Annotated in this window: 16 protein-coding genes; 13 read left to right on the top strand and 3 right to left on the bottom strand. The window is 66.4% G+C overall.

What is annotated here, in order from left to right; all coding sequences use genetic code 11:
- The first annotated feature begins 211 nt into the window (after positions 1 to 211).
- The 6 genes from ACTOWK_RS10070 to ACTOWK_RS10095 all read left to right on the top strand — a co-directional run bounded on the left by ACTOWK_RS10070 (position 212) and on the right by ACTOWK_RS10095 (position 9,714).
- Positions 212 to 1,165 (top strand): AraC family transcriptional regulator, encoded by a 954-nt coding sequence (locus ACTOWK_RS10070; RefSeq protein WP_441330035.1) that lies wholly within the window; start codon positions 212 to 214, stop codon positions 1,163 to 1,165.
- A gap of 249 nt (positions 1,166 to 1,414) precedes the next feature.
- Complete coding sequence (locus ACTOWK_RS10075; protein WP_441330036.1) at positions 1,415 to 2,155, top strand: hypothetical protein; 741 nt, start codon at positions 1,415 to 1,417, stop codon at positions 2,153 to 2,155.
- Between the two features lie 641 nt (positions 2,156 to 2,796).
- Positions 2,797 to 4,134: a hypothetical protein gene (locus ACTOWK_RS10080; RefSeq protein WP_441330037.1), complete on the top strand. Its 1,338-nt coding sequence runs from the start codon at positions 2,797 to 2,799 to the stop codon at positions 4,132 to 4,134.
- An 11-nt stretch (positions 4,135 to 4,145) separates the two neighbouring features.
- Positions 4,146 to 4,637 carry a hypothetical protein gene (locus ACTOWK_RS10085; protein WP_441330038.1) on the top strand — a complete coding sequence of 164 codons (492 nt, stop codon included), beginning with the start codon at positions 4,146 to 4,148 and terminating at the stop codon, positions 4,635 to 4,637.
- Positions 4,634 to 6,604 (top strand): GMC family oxidoreductase, encoded by a 1,971-nt coding sequence (locus tag ACTOWK_RS10090; protein WP_441330039.1) that lies wholly within the window; start codon positions 4,634 to 4,636, stop codon positions 6,602 to 6,604. The genes ACTOWK_RS10085 and ACTOWK_RS10090 overlap by 4 nt, the downstream gene beginning before the upstream one ends.
- 662 nt (positions 6,605 to 7,266) lie before the next feature.
- Complete coding sequence (locus tag ACTOWK_RS10095; protein WP_441330040.1) at positions 7,267 to 9,714, top strand: S8 family serine peptidase; 2,448 nt, start codon at positions 7,267 to 7,269, stop codon at positions 9,712 to 9,714.
- A gap of 140 nt (positions 9,715 to 9,854) precedes the next feature.
- Here ACTOWK_RS10095 and ACTOWK_RS10100 read toward each other — a convergent pair whose 3' ends face one another.
- Entirely contained in the window at positions 9,855 to 10,799 is a 945-nt protein-coding gene (locus ACTOWK_RS10100) for a helix-turn-helix transcriptional regulator (protein ID WP_441330041.1), read from the bottom strand.
- A 100-nt stretch (positions 10,800 to 10,899) separates the two neighbouring features.
- Between ACTOWK_RS10100 and ACTOWK_RS10105 the strand changes: the two genes are divergently transcribed.
- The gene (locus ACTOWK_RS10105; RefSeq protein ID WP_441330042.1) at positions 10,900 to 11,307 is read left to right on the top strand and encodes a GFA family protein; all 408 of its coding nucleotides are present in this window, start codon (positions 10,900 to 10,902) and stop codon (positions 11,305 to 11,307) included.
- A gap of 70 nt (positions 11,308 to 11,377) precedes the next feature.
- A complete protein-coding gene (locus tag ACTOWK_RS10110; RefSeq protein ID WP_441330043.1) occupies positions 11,378 to 11,842 on the top strand; it encodes an MmcQ/YjbR family DNA-binding protein in 465 nt (154 codons plus the stop codon).
- Here the strand turns inward: ACTOWK_RS10110 and ACTOWK_RS10115 are convergent.
- Complete coding sequence (locus ACTOWK_RS10115; RefSeq protein WP_441330044.1) at positions 11,754 to 13,178, bottom strand: aminotransferase-like domain-containing protein; 1,425 nt, start codon at positions 13,176 to 13,178, stop codon at positions 11,754 to 11,756. The genes ACTOWK_RS10110 and ACTOWK_RS10115 overlap by 89 nt on opposite strands.
- A gap of 320 nt (positions 13,179 to 13,498) precedes the next feature.
- On the opposite strand from ACTOWK_RS10115, the gene ACTOWK_RS10120 reads away from it, so the two are divergent.
- From ACTOWK_RS10120 to ACTOWK_RS10140, 5 genes are read left to right on the top strand one after another with little or no spacing between them, the layout of a single operon-like run.
- Positions 13,499 to 13,909, top strand: a complete 411-nt coding sequence (locus ACTOWK_RS10120; RefSeq protein WP_441330045.1) for a hypothetical protein — start codon at positions 13,499 to 13,501, stop codon at positions 13,907 to 13,909.
- Positions 13,906 to 14,112, top strand: coding sequence for a twin transmembrane helix small protein (locus tag ACTOWK_RS10125; protein ID WP_441330046.1), 207 nt, complete (start codon positions 13,906 to 13,908; stop codon positions 14,110 to 14,112). Before ACTOWK_RS10120 ends, ACTOWK_RS10125 begins: the two co-directional genes overlap by 4 nt.
- A 54-nt stretch (positions 14,113 to 14,166) precedes the next feature.
- Positions 14,167 to 14,424 (top strand): hypothetical protein, encoded by a 258-nt coding sequence (locus ACTOWK_RS10130; RefSeq protein ID WP_441330047.1) that lies wholly within the window; start codon positions 14,167 to 14,169, stop codon positions 14,422 to 14,424.
- Entirely contained in the window at positions 14,418 to 14,546 is a 129-nt protein-coding gene (locus tag ACTOWK_RS10135; RefSeq protein ID WP_441330048.1) for a hypothetical protein, read from the top strand. Before ACTOWK_RS10130 ends, ACTOWK_RS10135 begins: the two co-directional genes overlap by 7 nt.
- Positions 14,543 to 15,523: an ADP-ribosylglycohydrolase family protein gene (locus tag ACTOWK_RS10140; RefSeq protein ID WP_441330049.1), complete on the top strand. Its 981-nt coding sequence runs from the start codon at positions 14,543 to 14,545 to the stop codon at positions 15,521 to 15,523. The genes ACTOWK_RS10135 and ACTOWK_RS10140 overlap by 4 nt, the downstream gene beginning before the upstream one ends.
- A gap of 352 nt (positions 15,524 to 15,875) precedes the next feature.
- Here ACTOWK_RS10140 and ACTOWK_RS10145 read toward each other — a convergent pair whose 3' ends face one another.
- Positions 15,876 to 16,994, bottom strand: coding sequence for a ricin-type beta-trefoil lectin domain protein (locus tag ACTOWK_RS10145; protein ID WP_441330050.1), 1,119 nt, complete (start codon positions 16,992 to 16,994; stop codon positions 15,876 to 15,878).
- Positions 16,995 to 17,099: the final 105 nt, after the last annotated feature.

Genomic DNA, 17,099 nt, shown 5'->3' on the forward strand with positions numbered 1-17,099 from the left:
GGATGACGTCGTCGCACGCAGACTCGTCGCCCGCCGGACCCTTAGCCGTGGCATCCGACAGGAGATTGGGCATAACTTAGTCGTTGGGTCGCCGACGCGTTAGTACATTACTGTTGCATCATTGCCTATTCCTGCATTTCGGCCGAAGCGGCACAGTCTGCGGCCAGATTCGTGCCGATAATCGCCGCAACCCGATAGTCGACGGGAAGCCATGAACGCCAATACTTCCGCAGAATCGATCGCCCAACGCGGGAGCTGCGCAGCGCAGGCCGAGCTGGTCGACCGGATTGCCCGATTGACGCACGGCGACGGAGTGCACCCGACCCAGGTCGGCGCCCTGCAGTTGATCCGTATGAGCGCACCGACCGAATGCTCGCCTTCGGTGTACGAGCCGCGCCTGTGCATCGTCGCCCAGGGCCGCAAGGTCGTGACCCTGTCCGACCGCACCTATCACTACGACCCGCTCAACTACCTGGTGGTGTCGGTGACCCTGCCGATGATCGGCCAGGTGATCGAAGCCACGCCCGACAAGCCCTACCTGTGCCTGCGTATCGACATCGACCCGGCCGAGATCGCCCGGCTGCTGGTCGACGCCGGGCAGCCGCTCGCCGAGCGCGGCTACGGCGGCAGCCACCATTCGGCCGACCTCGGCCTGTACGCGGCGCGCGTCAACAAGACCTTGATGGATGCGGTGCTGCGCCTGATGCGCCTGCTGGATACGCCGCAGGACCTGGCGGTGCTGGCGCCGCTGGCGCTGCGCGAAATCTTCTACCGGGTGCTGATGGGCGACCTCGGCCATCGCCTGCGCGCGCTGACCGTCAGCGACAGCCGCTCCAACCGCATCGCCAAGGCGGTCGCGGTGTTGCGCCAGTGCTATCTGCAACCGCTGAGCATCGAAGCCCTGGCCGAGCAGGTGCATATGAGCACCTCGTCGCTGCATCACCAGTTCAAGGCGATGACCACGATGTCGCCGCTGCAGTTCCAGAAACAGCTGCGCCTGCACGAGGCGCGCCGGCTGATGATGGTGAACGGCGTCGAAGCGGTGGTCGCCGCGCATCGCGTGGGCTACGAGAGCCCGTCGCAGTTCAGCCGAGAGTACAAGCGTTTGTTCGGCGCGCCGCCGCGCGCGGAAGTGGTGCAGGCGCGCAGCGCACCGCAGAGCTGAGTATCGCGCCGCTGTGGCGTAGTGTGTTTCGTTCGACACTGTGCCGTGCACAACGCACATTCCATCCATCATCCCTGTGCCGCGTCATGGCGATTCATTCTGTAGGAAGTCCCGCGTCGCCGGTGGGGTGAGATCGGTCGTCGCACGTTTGAGGGATGGAGCGGGGCGCGAGCGCCTCGCGCAACAGCGGCCCGCATCGAGATCGATGACGTACCGCACCAGCCTCATTCGCATCGGAACAGTCAGACAATGAAAAAGATGTCCGCACAGAAACTCGTCGTGCTCGGTCTCGCCGCCTGCGCCACGATCTCGCCGTGGATGCGCAGCGAGGCGCAGACGCATGCGGCCGGTTCGGCCGGCACCGCGCAGGCCGCAGTGCCGGCGATCGTCGTCGCAACGACGCAAGCGTCGACTTTCCCCGAGCCCGCCGAGCTCGATTACGTCCTGCCCGGCGCGCTCACGCGCGACGTCGGTCCCGAGCAATTGCGCCGGCTGTTCGGCAGCGCCAACGTCAAGATCGACGAACAATTGCCGGGAACCGAAGGCGAAACCTATCGCGGCGTGGTGTTGTTCGATCACGATCCGAGCCGTCGTGCCTATGTGTACTACCAGGACGAGCAGCAGTTGCGCGGCCTGCGCATGATCAGCGTCATCGAACTCGGCACCGTTTGGCGCCTCGACAACGGCGTCGCCACCGGCATGTCGCTGGACGAACTGGTGCGCCGCAACGGCAAGCCATTGCGCTTCCAGGGTCTGGATCAGCACTCCGGCGGCTTCGTCCACGACTGGAAGGGCGGCAAGCTCGATGCTCGCGAAGGCGCTGCCGCCAGGCCCCTGGTAAGCCTGGGCTACTCACCGGACGCGCCCCATTTCGCCATTCCCACGGGTTACCGCGGATACGCCAGCAACGACCCCAAGTACCCGCGCCAGGGCGAATTGCTGCATGTGACCATGATCGGCTTGTCGTTCCGCGGCGAAGTCGGCCTGTAGTCGGCCACGATGCCCGCGGATGAGCGAGGCCGCGCCGCGCGTCGTTCTCGACGACACTTCGTGCCCGGCAATGTCGGCGGCAACAGTGCGGCGGCCGCCGGCGACACCGATCCGCTGCGCATCGACGGTTTCGGTGAGTGCATTCCGGTCGGCGCGGAGTTTTAGGCCGATGCCCCGGCCTGGTCCAGATCGAGGTGTGGCCGGGCTGGAACGACTCGGCCGGCGGCAACGATCCGGACGCGCCCGGCTTCGACGAGTCTCGCATGAGCGCGATGGTCGAGCAGTGCGCGTCATTTCGGCGCGCACTCACCCTCGCTCACGAACGCTCGTGCTCGCTAACGCCGCGCGAACGCAACGCGTGCGCTATATGCACTAACGCAAACGAAGCGCGTTGCAGGACAGCATCGGCGGCGAGAACGCAAATAAACCCTGGATATTTTTCTTTTGCCGCGCGCGTCGCATTCTTGCCTGCAGCGCATCGGTAGCTTCTGCGCTCGACGCGAGTGGAGCCAGCGATTGCGATCGCCAGCCAAGCCGGATTCGTCGGCGTGGAATCGCAATACACCAGCACAGGGACGCTGCCTGCACCGCGACGGAGCGAAAGCCTTCGCTTCGTTCGACCAAGGAGCAGGGGTCACGCCATGACACACCGATACCGCCGCAGTCTGATGCTGTCGGCGTCCGTAGCACTGGTCGCCTTGGGCGGTTGCGCCGACAGCGGCGTGAAGCCCGAGCCGCACGACAAGCTGACGCGCGCGGATATCCGCTCGCAGGCTGCCTTGCCGCCGTTGAGCTGGCAGATCCCGCTCGAGGTCAACGTGCCGCAGACCAAGCCGAGCCTGCAGGAATTGCAGGACGATTTCGACTTGATGTCGTGGCAATCCTTCGTCGCGGTGAACTGGCCGGCCGACGCCAACGGCAATCCGAACACCGGCGCGACCATCGGCGCCAACCTGCCGACGGTGTGGGAGAACTGGAAGGAAAGCCGCGAGGTGTTCCTGCCCGGCGGCGCCACGCCGCTGCCGTGGGGACAGGACCCGCCGCCGCCGGTGGTATGCAACGGCCTGGACAGCGGCACCCTCAACCTGACCCAGGTGGGCAAGACCCCGAACGTACTCGACGAAAGCGCCGAGCCGTTCGAGACCGGTCCCTTGATCGACCAGAACGGCCAGTACGTGCGCTTCGCGATCATGATGAACCAGGACATGTTCAACCGCATCGTCACCGATCGGCTGTACAGCAAGGCCGGGCAGGCGGCGTTCAACAAGCCGGCCAACTTCGCCCAGCAACAGACGCCGAGCAACGTCGGCGCGATCATGATCAAGTCCTCGTGGAAGGTCATGGGCCGCAACGACGACGCCAGCCGCTTCCACACCATCAAGGCGCTGGTCTACACCAACCCGGGCGAACACGAGGGCGTGACGGCTTCGTGCAAGCTGCAGACGGTGGGCCTGGTCGGCCTGCACATCGTCCATAAGACCGGGCACGAGCCGCAGTGGGTGTGGTCGACCTTCGAGCACGTCGACAACGCACCGAGCCAGGGCGAGCCGCAGTCGAAGCCGAGCTACAACTTCTTCAACAAGAGCTGCACTACCTGCCAGGCCAACGAACCGCCGCCGCGGCCGTGGAACCCGAATGCGAGCTACACCCAGCCGACCCAGGTCGTGCGCGAGATTCCGCTGACCGATGCGACCAAAAAGCTCAACGCCCAGTATCAGACCTTGCTGCGAGCCGCCAATGCGAACTCGGTCTGGGCCAACTACCAGCTGATCAGCACGCAGTGGCCGACCAAGGCGAACAACCCGATCGACCCCACCGGCACGCCAGCGCCGGTCTTCCTCGCCAACGCGACCCTGGAGACCTACATCCAGGGCAAGACGCCGCAGGGCTCGTCGAGCTGCATGGGCTGCCACAACAACGCGACCATGACCAACGGCATGACCTCCGACTTCACCTACCTGCTGCAGCGCGCGCAATAAGGAGCCTTTCGATGGACCCCATGGAAAATTTCATCAGCCTCAGCATCGGCCTGACCGGATTCAAGCGCGGAGCGCTGGCGCCGGACCCCGACAGCACCGACATCAAGTCGCTCTATCTGGCGACCTTCCGCGCGCGAGTCACTCAGGTGAACCCAGACGACATCCTGATCAGGTATCAGATCATCAACGGCCATATCGCCGGCAATCCCCCCAATCGAGAAGAACGCGTGGTCGAGCTGCTGTTCGCCGAGAAGCCCGAGTATGAGTTCCCGTGCCGGCAACTGCTGTTCCTGTGGTACGCCGGCGCCTGGCCGACGGTGACCGACACCCCCGCGTCCACCCACGGACAGACCTTCAGCGAGGTGATCTCGGCCGACAGCTACACCCAGGGCCTGGTCTGGCGGGTGATGCAATCGCATCCGATGGGCAGCACCACCTACAACTACGGCTACTGGGCCAACCCGCCGGCGCCGCTGAGCGCCTACCTGGAGAACCCGGTATGAGCATCGTCACGCCTCCCGGCGGCTTCGACGTGGTGATCGTCGGCTCCGGCATCTCCGGTTCGATCCTCGCCTACCAGCTCGGCAAGGCCGGCAAGCAGGTCCTGATGCTCGAAGGCGGGCCGCCGGTGCCCAAGAGCCGCGAGGAGTATCTGCAGACCTTCTTCATGGCCAACGCCAAGACGCCCGAGTCGCCGTACCCGCCGACCACCCAGGCCGCGGGCACCGCGAACAATCCGCTCGGCCAGCCCAATCCGTCCAGCCTCAACACGCCGCGCTATACGGTGCTGCAGATCAACGATTGGCAGGACCCGAACATCAGTTATTTCGTTTACAACACCCAGCCTCGCGGGGTGACGCCCGACAGCCCGGAACTGACCTTCGCCTTCGGCAGCTCCTACGAGCGCGTCGCCGGCGGCACCACCTGGCATTGGCTCGGCACCTCGCTCAACAACCTGCCCAACGATTTCCAGTTAAAGACCCGCTACGGCCAGGGCGTCGACTGGCCCGGCGGAGTGCAGTTCTACCAGAACCTGCTGCCTTACTACCGCAAGGCCACCGAGGTGATCGGCGTGTCCGCCGACAAGCAGGCGATGGTCGATCTGTACAAGACCTTCAACGTCGAACCCAGCGGCGTGTACGGCGACAACTACGATTTCCCGATGCCCGCCATCGTGCAGTCGATGAATGACGTGCTGTACGCGCAGAAAGTCGCCACGCTCAAGCTCGACAACATCCCGCTGTTCGTCACGCCGACGCCGCAGGGCCGCAATTCGCGGCCCGGCAACCGCCGCCAGTGCGCCGGCAACACCAACTGCATTCCGATCTGCCCGATCCAGGCCAAGTACGACGGTTCGGTGACCCTGGCCCAGGCCCTGCAGACCGGCAACGTGCAGATCCAGTACAAGACCGTGGCGAGCAACATCCGCCTCAACGGCGATCAGGTCAGCGGCATCGACTACATCACCTACGACAGCCAGACCGGGCCGTCGACCGGCACCGGCACGGCGACGGCGAAGCGCTACGTGTTGGCGGCGCACGCGATCGAGACGCCGAAGCTGTTGCTGATGTCCAACCGCAATGTGGGCTGGAACCACGGCGTCGCCAACAGCTCCGGCCAGGTCGGCCGCAACCTCATGGACCACGTCATGTACCTGGCCTGGGGACTGGCCAAGGACCCGATCTATGCCTTCCGCGGCCCGTTGTCGACCTCGGGCATCGAGGCGGCGCGCGACGGCGCGTTCCGCAGCCAACGTGCGGCCTACCGCATCGAGATCGGCAACGAGGGCTGGAACTGGGCCACCAACGATCCCAACACCACCCTGTCCGATTTCATCTTCGGCCAGAACAACACGCAATTGAACGGCGACTCGGTCAACCAACAGAACCAGCCGCTGCGTTTCGATCCGATCCTGCCGGCCTTCAGCAAGCTGTTCGGCACCCGCCTGGTGAACACGCTCAACGCAATCTACGTGCGCCAATTGCGTCTGGGCTATCTGATCGAGCAGCTGCCCGATCCGGACAACCGGGTGCAGCTGTCGTCGCTGCGCGATCACCTCGGCCTGCCGCGGCCCGCGGTGACCTACCGTATCCGCGAAGACTACGTGCGCAACGCCTTCGTCTCGGCCAAGCAAGTGTCGACGCAGATCTTCAACGCCCTCGGCGCCAAGGAGTACACGCAACTGCCGCCGCAGGTGCATGCCCACGGCTTCGGCGTCACCTCGAGCATCTTCGAGTACCAGGGCGACCGCTTCACCTTCTACGGCGCCGGCCACATCATCGGCACCTACCGCATGGGCAGCAGCCCGCGCGATTCGGTGCTCAATGCGAGGCAGCAGTCCTGGGACCATTCCAATCTGTACATGGTCGGCAGCGGCGTATTCCCGAGCACCGCCACCGCCAATCCGACCTTGACCATCGCCGCCTTGGCCCTGCAAGCGGCGGACAATATCCTGCACGACCTCGTTTAACCCCACGGAGCCGCGCGAATACTGCAGGGAGGGCAGAGGAGGCCGCGTCCGGGAGGGGCGCGGCCTCATTGCATGGCGCGTGGGAATCGCCGTTGCGGTCGCAGTGGCTCTTTGCCTGGGTTAAAGGTCGCGCTTGATCGGAGTCGACGGCATCGGCGTGCACGGCGCCGCGTGCCGTATCGGCCACGGGCGCCCGCCGCGGTGCCCGCGAGTGCAAGCGCGGTTTGCGCCGACGCAGCGCAATGCGGCCCTGGCCGGTTCCGCGTCGAACCGAATCCATTCGCGAACCTCGGCGCGAACGCCCTCGACCGCCGTGAGAAATCGCGTTGCGTTTTCTGCAACACGCCGCGAGTCGGCATTGCCGGTTATTCGATTTCATTCGAAACCGATCGTCTGCGTGTATTCAACGCAAGTCCGCGGCCATCCCCCCACGCGAGACGTCATTGCGATTCGTTCTATGAAAAATTCGCCGCCGCGGTAGGGGAATGATTCGCGTGTCACGTTTGATCTGGTGAGTCGGTTCCGAGCGCCTTGCGCACGAGCGGCTCTCATCGAGGTTTCCATTCGCCGGAACAAGGTCTTCGCCTTGGCCCTGCGGCGGGCGTATGCCCGTCGGCAACGGTGTTCCGTGCTTGCAATCACACGAATAGGAAAAATACAGAATGAAGAAGATCCCCTCCGGCAAGACGTTCGCCGTGCTCGGTCTCGCGGCGGCTTGCGCGACCGTGTTGACGTGGTCGCGCCAGGATGCGCAACAACCGGCGCTCGGCGCACCCGGCGATGCGTTCGCCGCAACGTCCCGGGCCTCGGGCTCCTTTACCGGCGCAAGCATGCGCAACGTCGCTTACGTCGCGCCGACGCCGCGCAACGATGCGCAGGCCAAGCTCGGCAGCGGCCAATTGCTGGATGCGGTGCAGTGGCTCGCGCAGACCCAGGCCGCCAATACGTTGCCGTCGGCCCCTGCCGCCGGCGCCGCTGCATCCGGACATGCCGGTGGTGCTGTCGGTGCAGGTGGTGCATCGGGCGGCGCCGCGCGCGGCGCGATCAGTGCCGCAGCGCAGATCGCCGCACTCGATCGCGCCGGCATCCCGCAGCGCTTCCGCGAGGGCGAGAAGGTCAAGGTCAATCTCGGTCTGGCGTTGAGCTTCGAGGAGGTGCAGAACCCCAGCCTGCTCGACCGCGCGACGTCGACCTTGCGCGAGACCCTGCTGGCCGCCGGTCTGCAGGCGACCCAGGTCAACGGTTCGCCGGTGCTGGAGGCCTTGGTCCCGTTGGCGAAGCTGGAATGGGTCGCCAGCCTGCAATCGGTCGCCCAAGTGTCGTTGATGAAGATGTCGCAGACTGCCGTATTCAGCGATGGCGCCACCGCCAGCAACATCGATCATCTGCGCACGCTCGGCAACTACGATCAACTTGCCGAGAATCTGCGCAGGGATCTGCGCGGCGAAGGCCTGAACATCGCCATCATCGATCATTTCGGCAACCTCAACGGCGAAGTCGCGGCGCTGCAGGCGGCCGGCGAGTGGCCGAGGAACACGGCCGCTGAGCCCAACAAGATCACCATGCGGGCGCTGCAGGGGCAGGCGTTCGGCCACCGCGGCGCGGCGCACGGCAACGCGGTGACAGAGATCGTCTACGACATCGCGCCCGCGGCCTCGTTCCGCATCTACGACAGCTCTGGCGCAGCCGACTGGGTCAGCGCGGTCCAGGACGCGGCCAACCTCAATGCCCAGAACGTCAGCCAGGGCGAGCCGCGATCGCAGGTCATCACCGCGTCGCTGGGCTTCGATCTGTACGGGCCGGGCGACGGCACCGGCACCGGCAGCGCCCTCAAGGGCCTGTACGACGCCATCGAGGCGGCCGCGCGTAACGGTGTGCTGGTGCTCAACGCCGCCGGCAACGAAGCGCAGGTGCATTGGGACGGCAACAGCACCGCCGGCGCCGGCAACGACGTGTTGCAGGATTTCGTGGTCGGCAACGTCGGCGCCAACGGCGCGGCCATCATCGACAGTGTCAATCCGTTGACCATCGAAGGTCGCTACAACGGCTGCATTCCGGTCGGGGCCAGGAGCGAGGAGGATCAAGAGACCTTTGAATTCAGCGTATCGCTGGGCTGGAACGACTGGACCAGCGCGAACAACACCACTAACGCCGACTATCGGCTCGAGCTGGTGCGCTGGGCCGATGCGGTCGTCAGGAACGGGCGCGTGATCACTCCGGCCCGGTGGGTCGTGGCGACGCAATCGGACGAACTTCAGAACGGTGGCGCCGGGCAGACGCCGCTGGAATACGTTTCCTATGTGGCGCCAGCCGCCGCCAGGACTGCCGCGTGCGACGCTCAAGGCTTCGATGCCGCTCGTTTCGCCGGCGGCGGCAAGTTCGGCGTGCGCATCGTCCGCAAGACCGCGGGCATCGCCAACTTCCTACGATTGATGAACTCGGGCTACAACTTCCAGTACGCGCAAGCCGAACGTTCGCTGATCCACCCGGCCGACTCGGCCAACGTGATCACGGTGGCGGCGCTGGACGCGGCGACCTCGAACCTGGAGGACTACAGCTCGCGCGGCCCGGTGCTGGCGGCCGGCGGTGCGCGTCCGAACGGGCAGGCGGTGGGCAACGCCAAGCCGGACCTGGCGAACTTCGCCAATGTCGACACGGTGTCCTATGGCGACAACGAGTTCAACGGCACCTCTTCGGCGACGCCGCACGTGGCCGCACTGGCGCTGCTCGGTCTGCAGCATCAGCGCCAGCTGACCAATGCGACCGTGCCGGTCTTGCCGGCCAATCCGACCGCGCAGCAGCGCGCCGCCCACACCCTGGCGCTGCGTCAGCGCAACGTGTCCCTGGCCGGCTCGGTACAGGACTCGCTGACCTATGTGGCCGGCACGGGCGGCAACGACCTGGGCGTCGCCGGTTTCGACAGCAGTTACGGCACCGGCCGCCTGAAGTTCCACGCGCAGTCGCAGGCCTGCTTCCTGTCGGCGCTGTACGACCCGGCCTACCGCGGTCTGCTGCCGGCGCAGGCCAACCCGTTGCCGGCGGGTCAGAAGAGCTACGACGTGCTGCATACCGATAACGACACGGCCTGTTCGAACGCCGTTGCGCAGTAGCTGGTAACTCAGTAAAGCGGCAATGGCCCGCGTCGCGTCCGCGCGGCGCGGGCCGGTGTTATCCCGTTGGTTTTCCGAGGCCTGCCGGCAAGGCGGGCTTCGGCATGCCTCGCTCGCGGCGAGGCGGTTCGCGCTTCGGCTCAGCCCAGTGCGCGCGTCAGGCGCTCGGCCACCGCCCGCAACTGGGGCAGGCGTTCGGCGGCGTCGATCAATTCGAATTCCACCCCGGTCATCGCCAGCAGGGCCAGCAGTTCTTCCGCGGTCTCCGCGCGCACGTGCAGCAGGCTGCTGTGTTCGTCGATGTGTTCGAGCACGCCGCACCACGGCGGCAGGGTCGGCGCCAGGGCTTCGGCCGAACCGCGCAGGCGCGCGTGCACGACCTCGCCCTGCATGCCCTGGCTGAGGCTGCGCTGGACATAAGTGGCGACGTCCTCGGGGAACTCGCGCGGGGCGAAGCCGGCGCCGCAGCGCGAGCTGCGGATGCGGTCGGCGCGGAACAGGCGCCAGTCGTCGCGGCTGCGGTCCCAGGCCAGCAGATACCAACGACGGCCGCTGCTGACCAGACGCAGCGGTTCGATCGTGCGCTTGCTGGGCCGCCCGCCGCGGTCCTGGTATTCGAGTTCGATCAGCAGGCGGTCGCGGCAGGCGCCGGCCAGCTCGGTCAGGGTGTCGACGTCGGGCGTGGCGGCGTCGTGGCGCAGCGACACGGTCACCGAGTACAAGGCGCTGACCCGGCGGCGCAGGCGCGCCGGCATCAGTTGGTCGAGCTTGCTGAGCAGACCGAGCGCGGTGTCCTCCATGCGCGAGACGCTGCCGGTGGCGCTGCGCAGGGCCACCGCGACGGCGACCGCCTCGTCGTCGTCGAGCAGCAGCGGCGGCAGCGAGGTGCCGGCGGACAATTGGTAGCCGCCGCCGACGCCGACCGAGGCCTGGATGGGGTAGCCCAGTTCGCGCAGGCGTTCGACGTCGCGACGGACCGTGCGCGCCTCCACTTCGAGGCGTTCGCACAGTTCCGCACCGGTCCAGTGGCGCCGCTGCTGCAACAGCGACAGCAGGCGCAGCAATCGGGTCGAGGTCTTGAGCATGGGCCCAGTCTAGCGACTATTTAGGACATATCCTGTCCGCTATTAGTCGTATCCTGAGCCTGTCCCGCGGTACCCCCGCACCTCGATCAGGAATGCCCTCATGACCGTCCAGACCTACCAGTTGAGCTGCCACTGCGGCGCCGTGCGTTGCGAAGCCGACGTCGACCTGGCCGAAGGCAGCGGGCGCTGCAATTGTTCGATCTGCGCCAAGTTGCGCAAGTGGGGCGCGGTGATCCGGCCGAGCGCGTTCCGCCTGCTGGCCGGCGAGGACGCCCTCAGCAATTACCAGTTCGGGGGCTTCGTCGCCCACCACCAATTCTGCAAGCATTGCGGCGTGCACGTGTTCGGCAAGGGTTATGTCGAAGAGATCGGCGGCGACTATTACTCGGTCAACCTGGCCTGCATCGACAACATCGAGCACGCCGAACTCGCCGAGGTGCCGGTGACCTATTTCGACGGCCGCCACAACAACTGGTTCGAAGTGCCGACGGTGACCCGCCATCTTTGAGCCGGCGACTGGGAGTGCTGCGGCGCGGCTGTGCGAGGATGCACGGCCCGACCGCAGGCAAGCCGACCCGATGGATACCGAGCGACTCAAGCGATGGTGCCGTGCCTACCCGGGCGCGGACGAAGTCCTGCATGCGGCGCCTTCGAACATCCTGGTCTACAGCGTCGGCAAGAAATTCTTCGCCTATTTCAAGACCAGCGAGCCCGAGCGCTGGCGTTTCAGCCTGAAGGTCACGCCGGACCGTTTCGTCGAACTGACCGACATGCCCGGGGCCAAGCCGGCGCGATTCATGGGCCGCTACCACTGGGTCACGATAGTCGATGTGCGCCGCTTGCCCGACGATTACCTGCGCGAGCTGGTCGACTGGTCGTACCGCAAGGCGCTCGGCGGGCTCAGCCGCAAGCGCCAGGCCGAGATGCTGGCCGATGCCGATGAAGCGCAGCGGCTCAGGCTGGCGCCGATCGCGCCGACGAAAGCTCGCCCAAGACTCGTAACGCTGCCGCGACGCGGGCATCGAGCGGATGGCCGTAGTTGAGCCGCAGGCAGTGGGCGTGGCCGCGATGTGCGGAGAAGATCGGCCCCGGCGCGATGCTGATGCCGCGGCGCGCCGCCTCGCGCTGCACCCGTAGCGCGTCGCGGTCTTCGGGCAGTTCGATCCAGAGAAAATAGCCGCCGTCGGGACGGGTCACCCGCGTGCCTTGCGGGAAATGTTCGGCGACCGCGGCCAGGTAGGCGCTCTGCTGGGCGGCGAGGGTCGTGCGCAGCCGGCGCAAATGGCGCTCGTAGCCGCCGCGCTGCAGATAACGCGCGATCGCGAGCTGCGCCGGCACGCAAGTCGCCAAGGTGTTGGTGAGCTTGAGCCGCGCCACCCGCTGCGTGTAACGACCGGCTGCGGCCCAGCCGATGCGGTAGCCCGGTGCCAATGTCTTGGAGAACGACGAGCAGTGCAGCACCAGTCCATGCCGGTCGTAGGCCTTGGCCGGCGCCGGCCGATGCGTGCCGAAGTGCAGCTCGCCGTAGACGTCGTCCTCGATCAAGGGCAGTTCGTGGCGCGCGAGCAGGACCACCAGCTCGCGCTTCTTCTCGTCCGGCAGGGTGCTGCCGAGCGGGTTCTGGAAATTGGTCATCAGCCAGCAGGCCTTCGGCGCGTGGCGTTCGATCGCGCTCGCCAGCGCGCCGAGTTCGATGCCCTCGCGCGGATGGGTGGGCACTTCGATCGCGTGCAGGCCATGGCGTTCGAGCACCTGCAGGGCGGCGTAGAAACACGGCGATTCGACCAGCACCGCATCGCCGGGCCGGGTCACCGCGGCGATGCACAGGTTCAAGGCCTCGATCGCGCCATTGCACACGACCAGGTCGTTGGCGCCGAGTTCGACCCCGCCGATGCGATAGCGCAGGGCGATGTGGCGGCGCAGCTCGGCATTGCCCGGGGTCAGGTCGTCGACGGTGCTGCGCGGGTCCAGGTGCACGGCCTCGTGCGCCATCGCCCGCCCCAGCTTGGCGAGCGGGAACAGCGCCGGGCTCATGAAGGCCGAGCCCAGCGGCACGATGTCGTGCGCCATCGCCGATTCCAGCACCTCGAACACCAGTTCGCTGACATCGACCGGCCGCGACTCGCCGTCGGGCTGCGAGGCCGCGTTCGGCTCCGGCGGCAAGGCCCGCGCCTGCTCGCTGACGTAATAGCCCGAACGCGCCCGCGCCTGCACCAGCCCCTGCGCTTCCAGCAGGTAATAAGCCTGGAACACGGTCGCCGGACTGAGTTGTCGCGCCGCGCTGGCCTGGCGCACCGACGGCAAGCGCTGCCCCGGCGACAGCAGCCCCTGGCGGATCGAGCGGGCGATGTCGTCGGCGAGGGCTTGGTAGCGCTTCATGGCGGGGTCCGTGTGCGTGGGGCCGAGATAGCTGCCAATTCCTTGCATCAGGCTGGATGCGACGGTTTCAGATCGCTGCGCACCGCAGCCCTTCCGCGACTGGCTCCCTCGTCCCGTCTGGAAGCATTCGACGGTTTCAGGCCGCTGCGCACCGCAGCCCTTCCGCGACTGGCTCCCTCGTCCCGTCTGGAAGCATTCGACGGTTTCAGGTCGCGATGCAACTGACATGGTTTTTTATCCGAAATCTGATTCTACGTCTTCTGATCCGGTCCCGGCAGAATGGCTTCCGTAGCAAGAGCCCCCTCCGGACACCCGCCGCCATGAACCCGCAAGTCGAACTCAACCTGGCCCTGATCCTGTTCGTGCCCTGGTTTTCGATCCTGGCCTGGCTGTTCTGGGCTTACCCGCGCCAGCCGCGCGGCGGCGCCCGCACCGCGTTCGACAGCGCCAGCCTGATCCTGGCGACCCTGCTGGCCGGCTGGGGCATGCACTGGAGCATGCACAACGCCGACCCCAACGCCGGCGCGATCTGGAAACAGGTGCTGGCCAGCTCGGTCGCTTACGGCTTGTTCCTGCTGGTCATGACCCTGGCCATCGTCGTGCGCTGGCGCTGGCTGCGCGCTCGCGCCGCGACCGATGCCGCCGGGGACGCCGAGGCCGCCGAGGCCGCCGCATCGGCGGGCTCCCACCGAGACAGCATCCGCCCGCTCGCGGGCAAGGTCGAATCATGAAGATCCTGTTCGTCGCCGCCTTTCTCGGGGTGATCCTCTACAACCTCGGTGCCGGCTTGTACTACATGCTGGTCGACAAAGGCACCAGCAAGCGCACGGTCAACGCGCTGACCCGCCGCATCGCCTTCTCGATCGTGCTGATCGGCCTGGTCGTGGTCGGCATCGCCACCGGCGTGGTCCAACCGCACGGCGTCGGCGCTTAAGCCCACTGCCCGCGCAGGCTAAGCTGGCGGCAAACCGCCGACCAAGCCAGCGCGATGCCTCATGCCCGAATCGTTTCCAACGCCGACACCGCCGAGTATGACTTCGAAGAACGCTGCCACATCATCGAGTGGTGGAATTCCAGCGACGACCCGCAGGCTTCGATCGCGCGCGCCCGCGTCGAGCCCGGCGTCGTCACCCGTCTGCACCGCCTGCGCGACACCAGCGAGCGCTATGTCGTGCTCGACGGCCGCGGCCGTGTCGAGGTCGGCGACCTGGCGCCGGTGCTGGTCGGCCCGGCGATGTGGTGGTGATACCGCCCGGCGTGCCGCAACGCATCGCCAACCTCGGCGACGGCGATCTGCTGTTCCTGGCGATCTGCACGCCGCGCTTCGAGCCGGGCAACTATGAAGACCTCGATCCGGAGGCCGCATGAGCGCGACAGCGCCTGCGATCGGCCTGCGCGAACGTTACCTGGGCTGTTTGTTGGGGCTGGCTTGCGGCGATGCGGTCGGCACCACCGTCGAATTCAGCGCGCGCGGCAGCTTCGCGCCCTTGACCGACATGGTCGGCGGTGGGCCGTTCGGCCTGTGCGCCGGGCAGTGGACCGACGACACCTCGATGGCCTTGTGCCTGGCGGCGAGCCTCCTTCATCGCCGCGGTTTCGACGCGCGCGACCAGATGAACCGCTACTGCAACTGGCGCGAAGTCGGCTATATGAGCAGCAACGGCGAATGCTTCGATATCGGCATGACCGTGAGTGCGGCGCTGACCCGTTATCTCGCCGGTGGCGATCCTTTCGCTGGCGACACCGGTCCGCGCGCGGCCGGCAACGGCGCACTGATGCGGCTCGCGCCGGTGCCGATGCTGTGGCGCCGGCACGCCCAGGCGACCCTGCACCATGCGGCCGAATCCACCCGCACCACCCATGGTGCAGCCGAAGCCCAGGACTGCTCGCGTTTGTTCGCGATGCAGTTGCGTGCCGCGCTCATGGGCGCCGGCAAGCAAGCGGTGCTGACCCCTGCGATGCCGCCGCTGGCGAGTCCCAAGGTCGCGGCGATCCACGCCCGCGACTACGCCGGCAACCGCGAGGACGCGATCGTCGGTTCCGGCTACAGCGTCGAATCGCTGGAAGCCGCGCTGTGGTGTTTCCAGCACAGCGACGACTACGAAACCGCGGTGCTGCGCGCGGCCAACCTGGGCGACGACGCCGACACCACCGCGGCGATCTGCGGGCAGTTGGCGGGTGCCTTCTATGGCATCGACGCGATCCCGCCGCAGTGGCTAGAACGGTTGACCATGCGCGAAGAGATCGCGGCGATGGCAGAAGCGCTGTTGGCCTTGTCGGACAGCGATGAGGTGCTGGGAGACGCGCGAGTGATGGCGGGACAAGCAGGAGCAAATCCCCCCTAACCCCCCTTTTTCAAAGGGGGGAGCAACAGTGGGGGAGGATCGTTCGGGGGGCGGGCTGCGTTTGTTGCTGCCGTTGGCATGCATCGATCATGGCCAAGTCGCCGCGTCGCCGCGTCGCCACGTCTCAGGCAGGCCTCCCCCCTTTGAAAAAGGGGGGCAGGGGGGATTTGCCGTTAGCTCGCCGAATGTCTCCAGCCCAGCGAGCGACTACTTCCCCAGCGCCTTCAAGATATCCGGCGCGGTCTCATAGACCGGCTCGGCGCAGAAGGGACTCGCAACCCGCATAGAGAGATGCCTCAGAGTTCTGGTCTAGGGCGTTGAGAGCGTCAATGCATTGCGGGTCGCGAAAGACTCAGGGGGCGGGTCTGCGCACCGTCCAGTTCTGGCTTGCCTGCGTGCCGCAGGCCTGGATGGTCAGCTGCGCGCCGGCGGTCGACGAGGTCAGACATAACCCCGACAAGTCGCTGCGGAGCTGGTTGCCGACCTGGTTCCACTGCTGGTTGCGGCCGCCGTTGCAGCTGTAGACGATGACCGGCGAGCCGGGGGTGGTGCGGTGTTGTTCGACATCCAGGCACAGGTCGGCCTGCAGGCGCAGACTGCGGTCTACGCCGTGCACCCAGGCCTGGTTCTCGCCGGTATGGCAGCCGTAACCGAGTGCGGGCACGTTGCTCGTCGTCGCGCCGCCCTTCGCGTCGATGCACAGGTTGTTGCCGCTGACCACCGTGCCGCGCAGCGAATTGCCGATGGCGTTGACCTGGACGCTGCCGACCGCCGTCTTGTCGACGCGGCTTGCGCAGGGCACGCTGACCTTGGTGCCCGAAACGCTGGCGACCGTCGTGCCGCCATTGCCGATCGGGAGCAGGAATTCAGCGTCGGAGTACGGTTGGTTGTAGCAGTTCGACTTAGGCGAGCTCCACTCGAAGTATTCGGTCCAGTTGACCATGCCCTTCGGAGAGAGTTGCGCCGATGCGCTGCGGATGCTGCCGAGCTTGAACGAGCCGCCGCCGGTCAGGTCGGTCACGGTTACGCCGAACCAGCGGTTGCCTTCGTGGGCGACGCGGAAACGGTAGGTATGGCCGGCCGTCCACTCATGCGCCATGCGGCAGCTCTTGCCCACGCCTTCGCCGTCGAAATTCAGGCAATAGCTGCCCGCACTGCCGGCCTTGGCCTCGGTCGCGTCCCATACCGAGAACAGGAACATGCGCGACTTGCCGCCATTGCTTTGCATGCCGGTGTAACCGCCGGAGGGCGTTCCGACGAAAGCGAATTGATTGCTCCAGTAGACGTTGGCGCGATAGCCGGGATCGGTTTCGACGGTGATGCCGAAATCCACCGAGTCGAGCCCGCTGATCGCGGGATCGAAGGCGTAGTTGGTGTAGGTGCCGGGCGTATCGCCGGCCGAAGCGCTTAGCGAGAGTAGCGACAACAGCAGCAGGCTCCCCCAACGTTGGATCGATCGCACTATCTTCATGACGGTCTCCGAGTGTGTGGGTACGCCATCCGGATGAACGGCGTTCGTGCAGATCCGTTGCGATGCGCTCCTCGCCAGCCGGAACTCGGCCGGTATTTTCGATGC

Source organism: Lysobacter sp. CA196 (assembly GCF_052078695.1).
Taxonomy (GTDB): domain Bacteria; phylum Pseudomonadota; class Gammaproteobacteria; order Xanthomonadales; family Xanthomonadaceae; genus Lysobacter.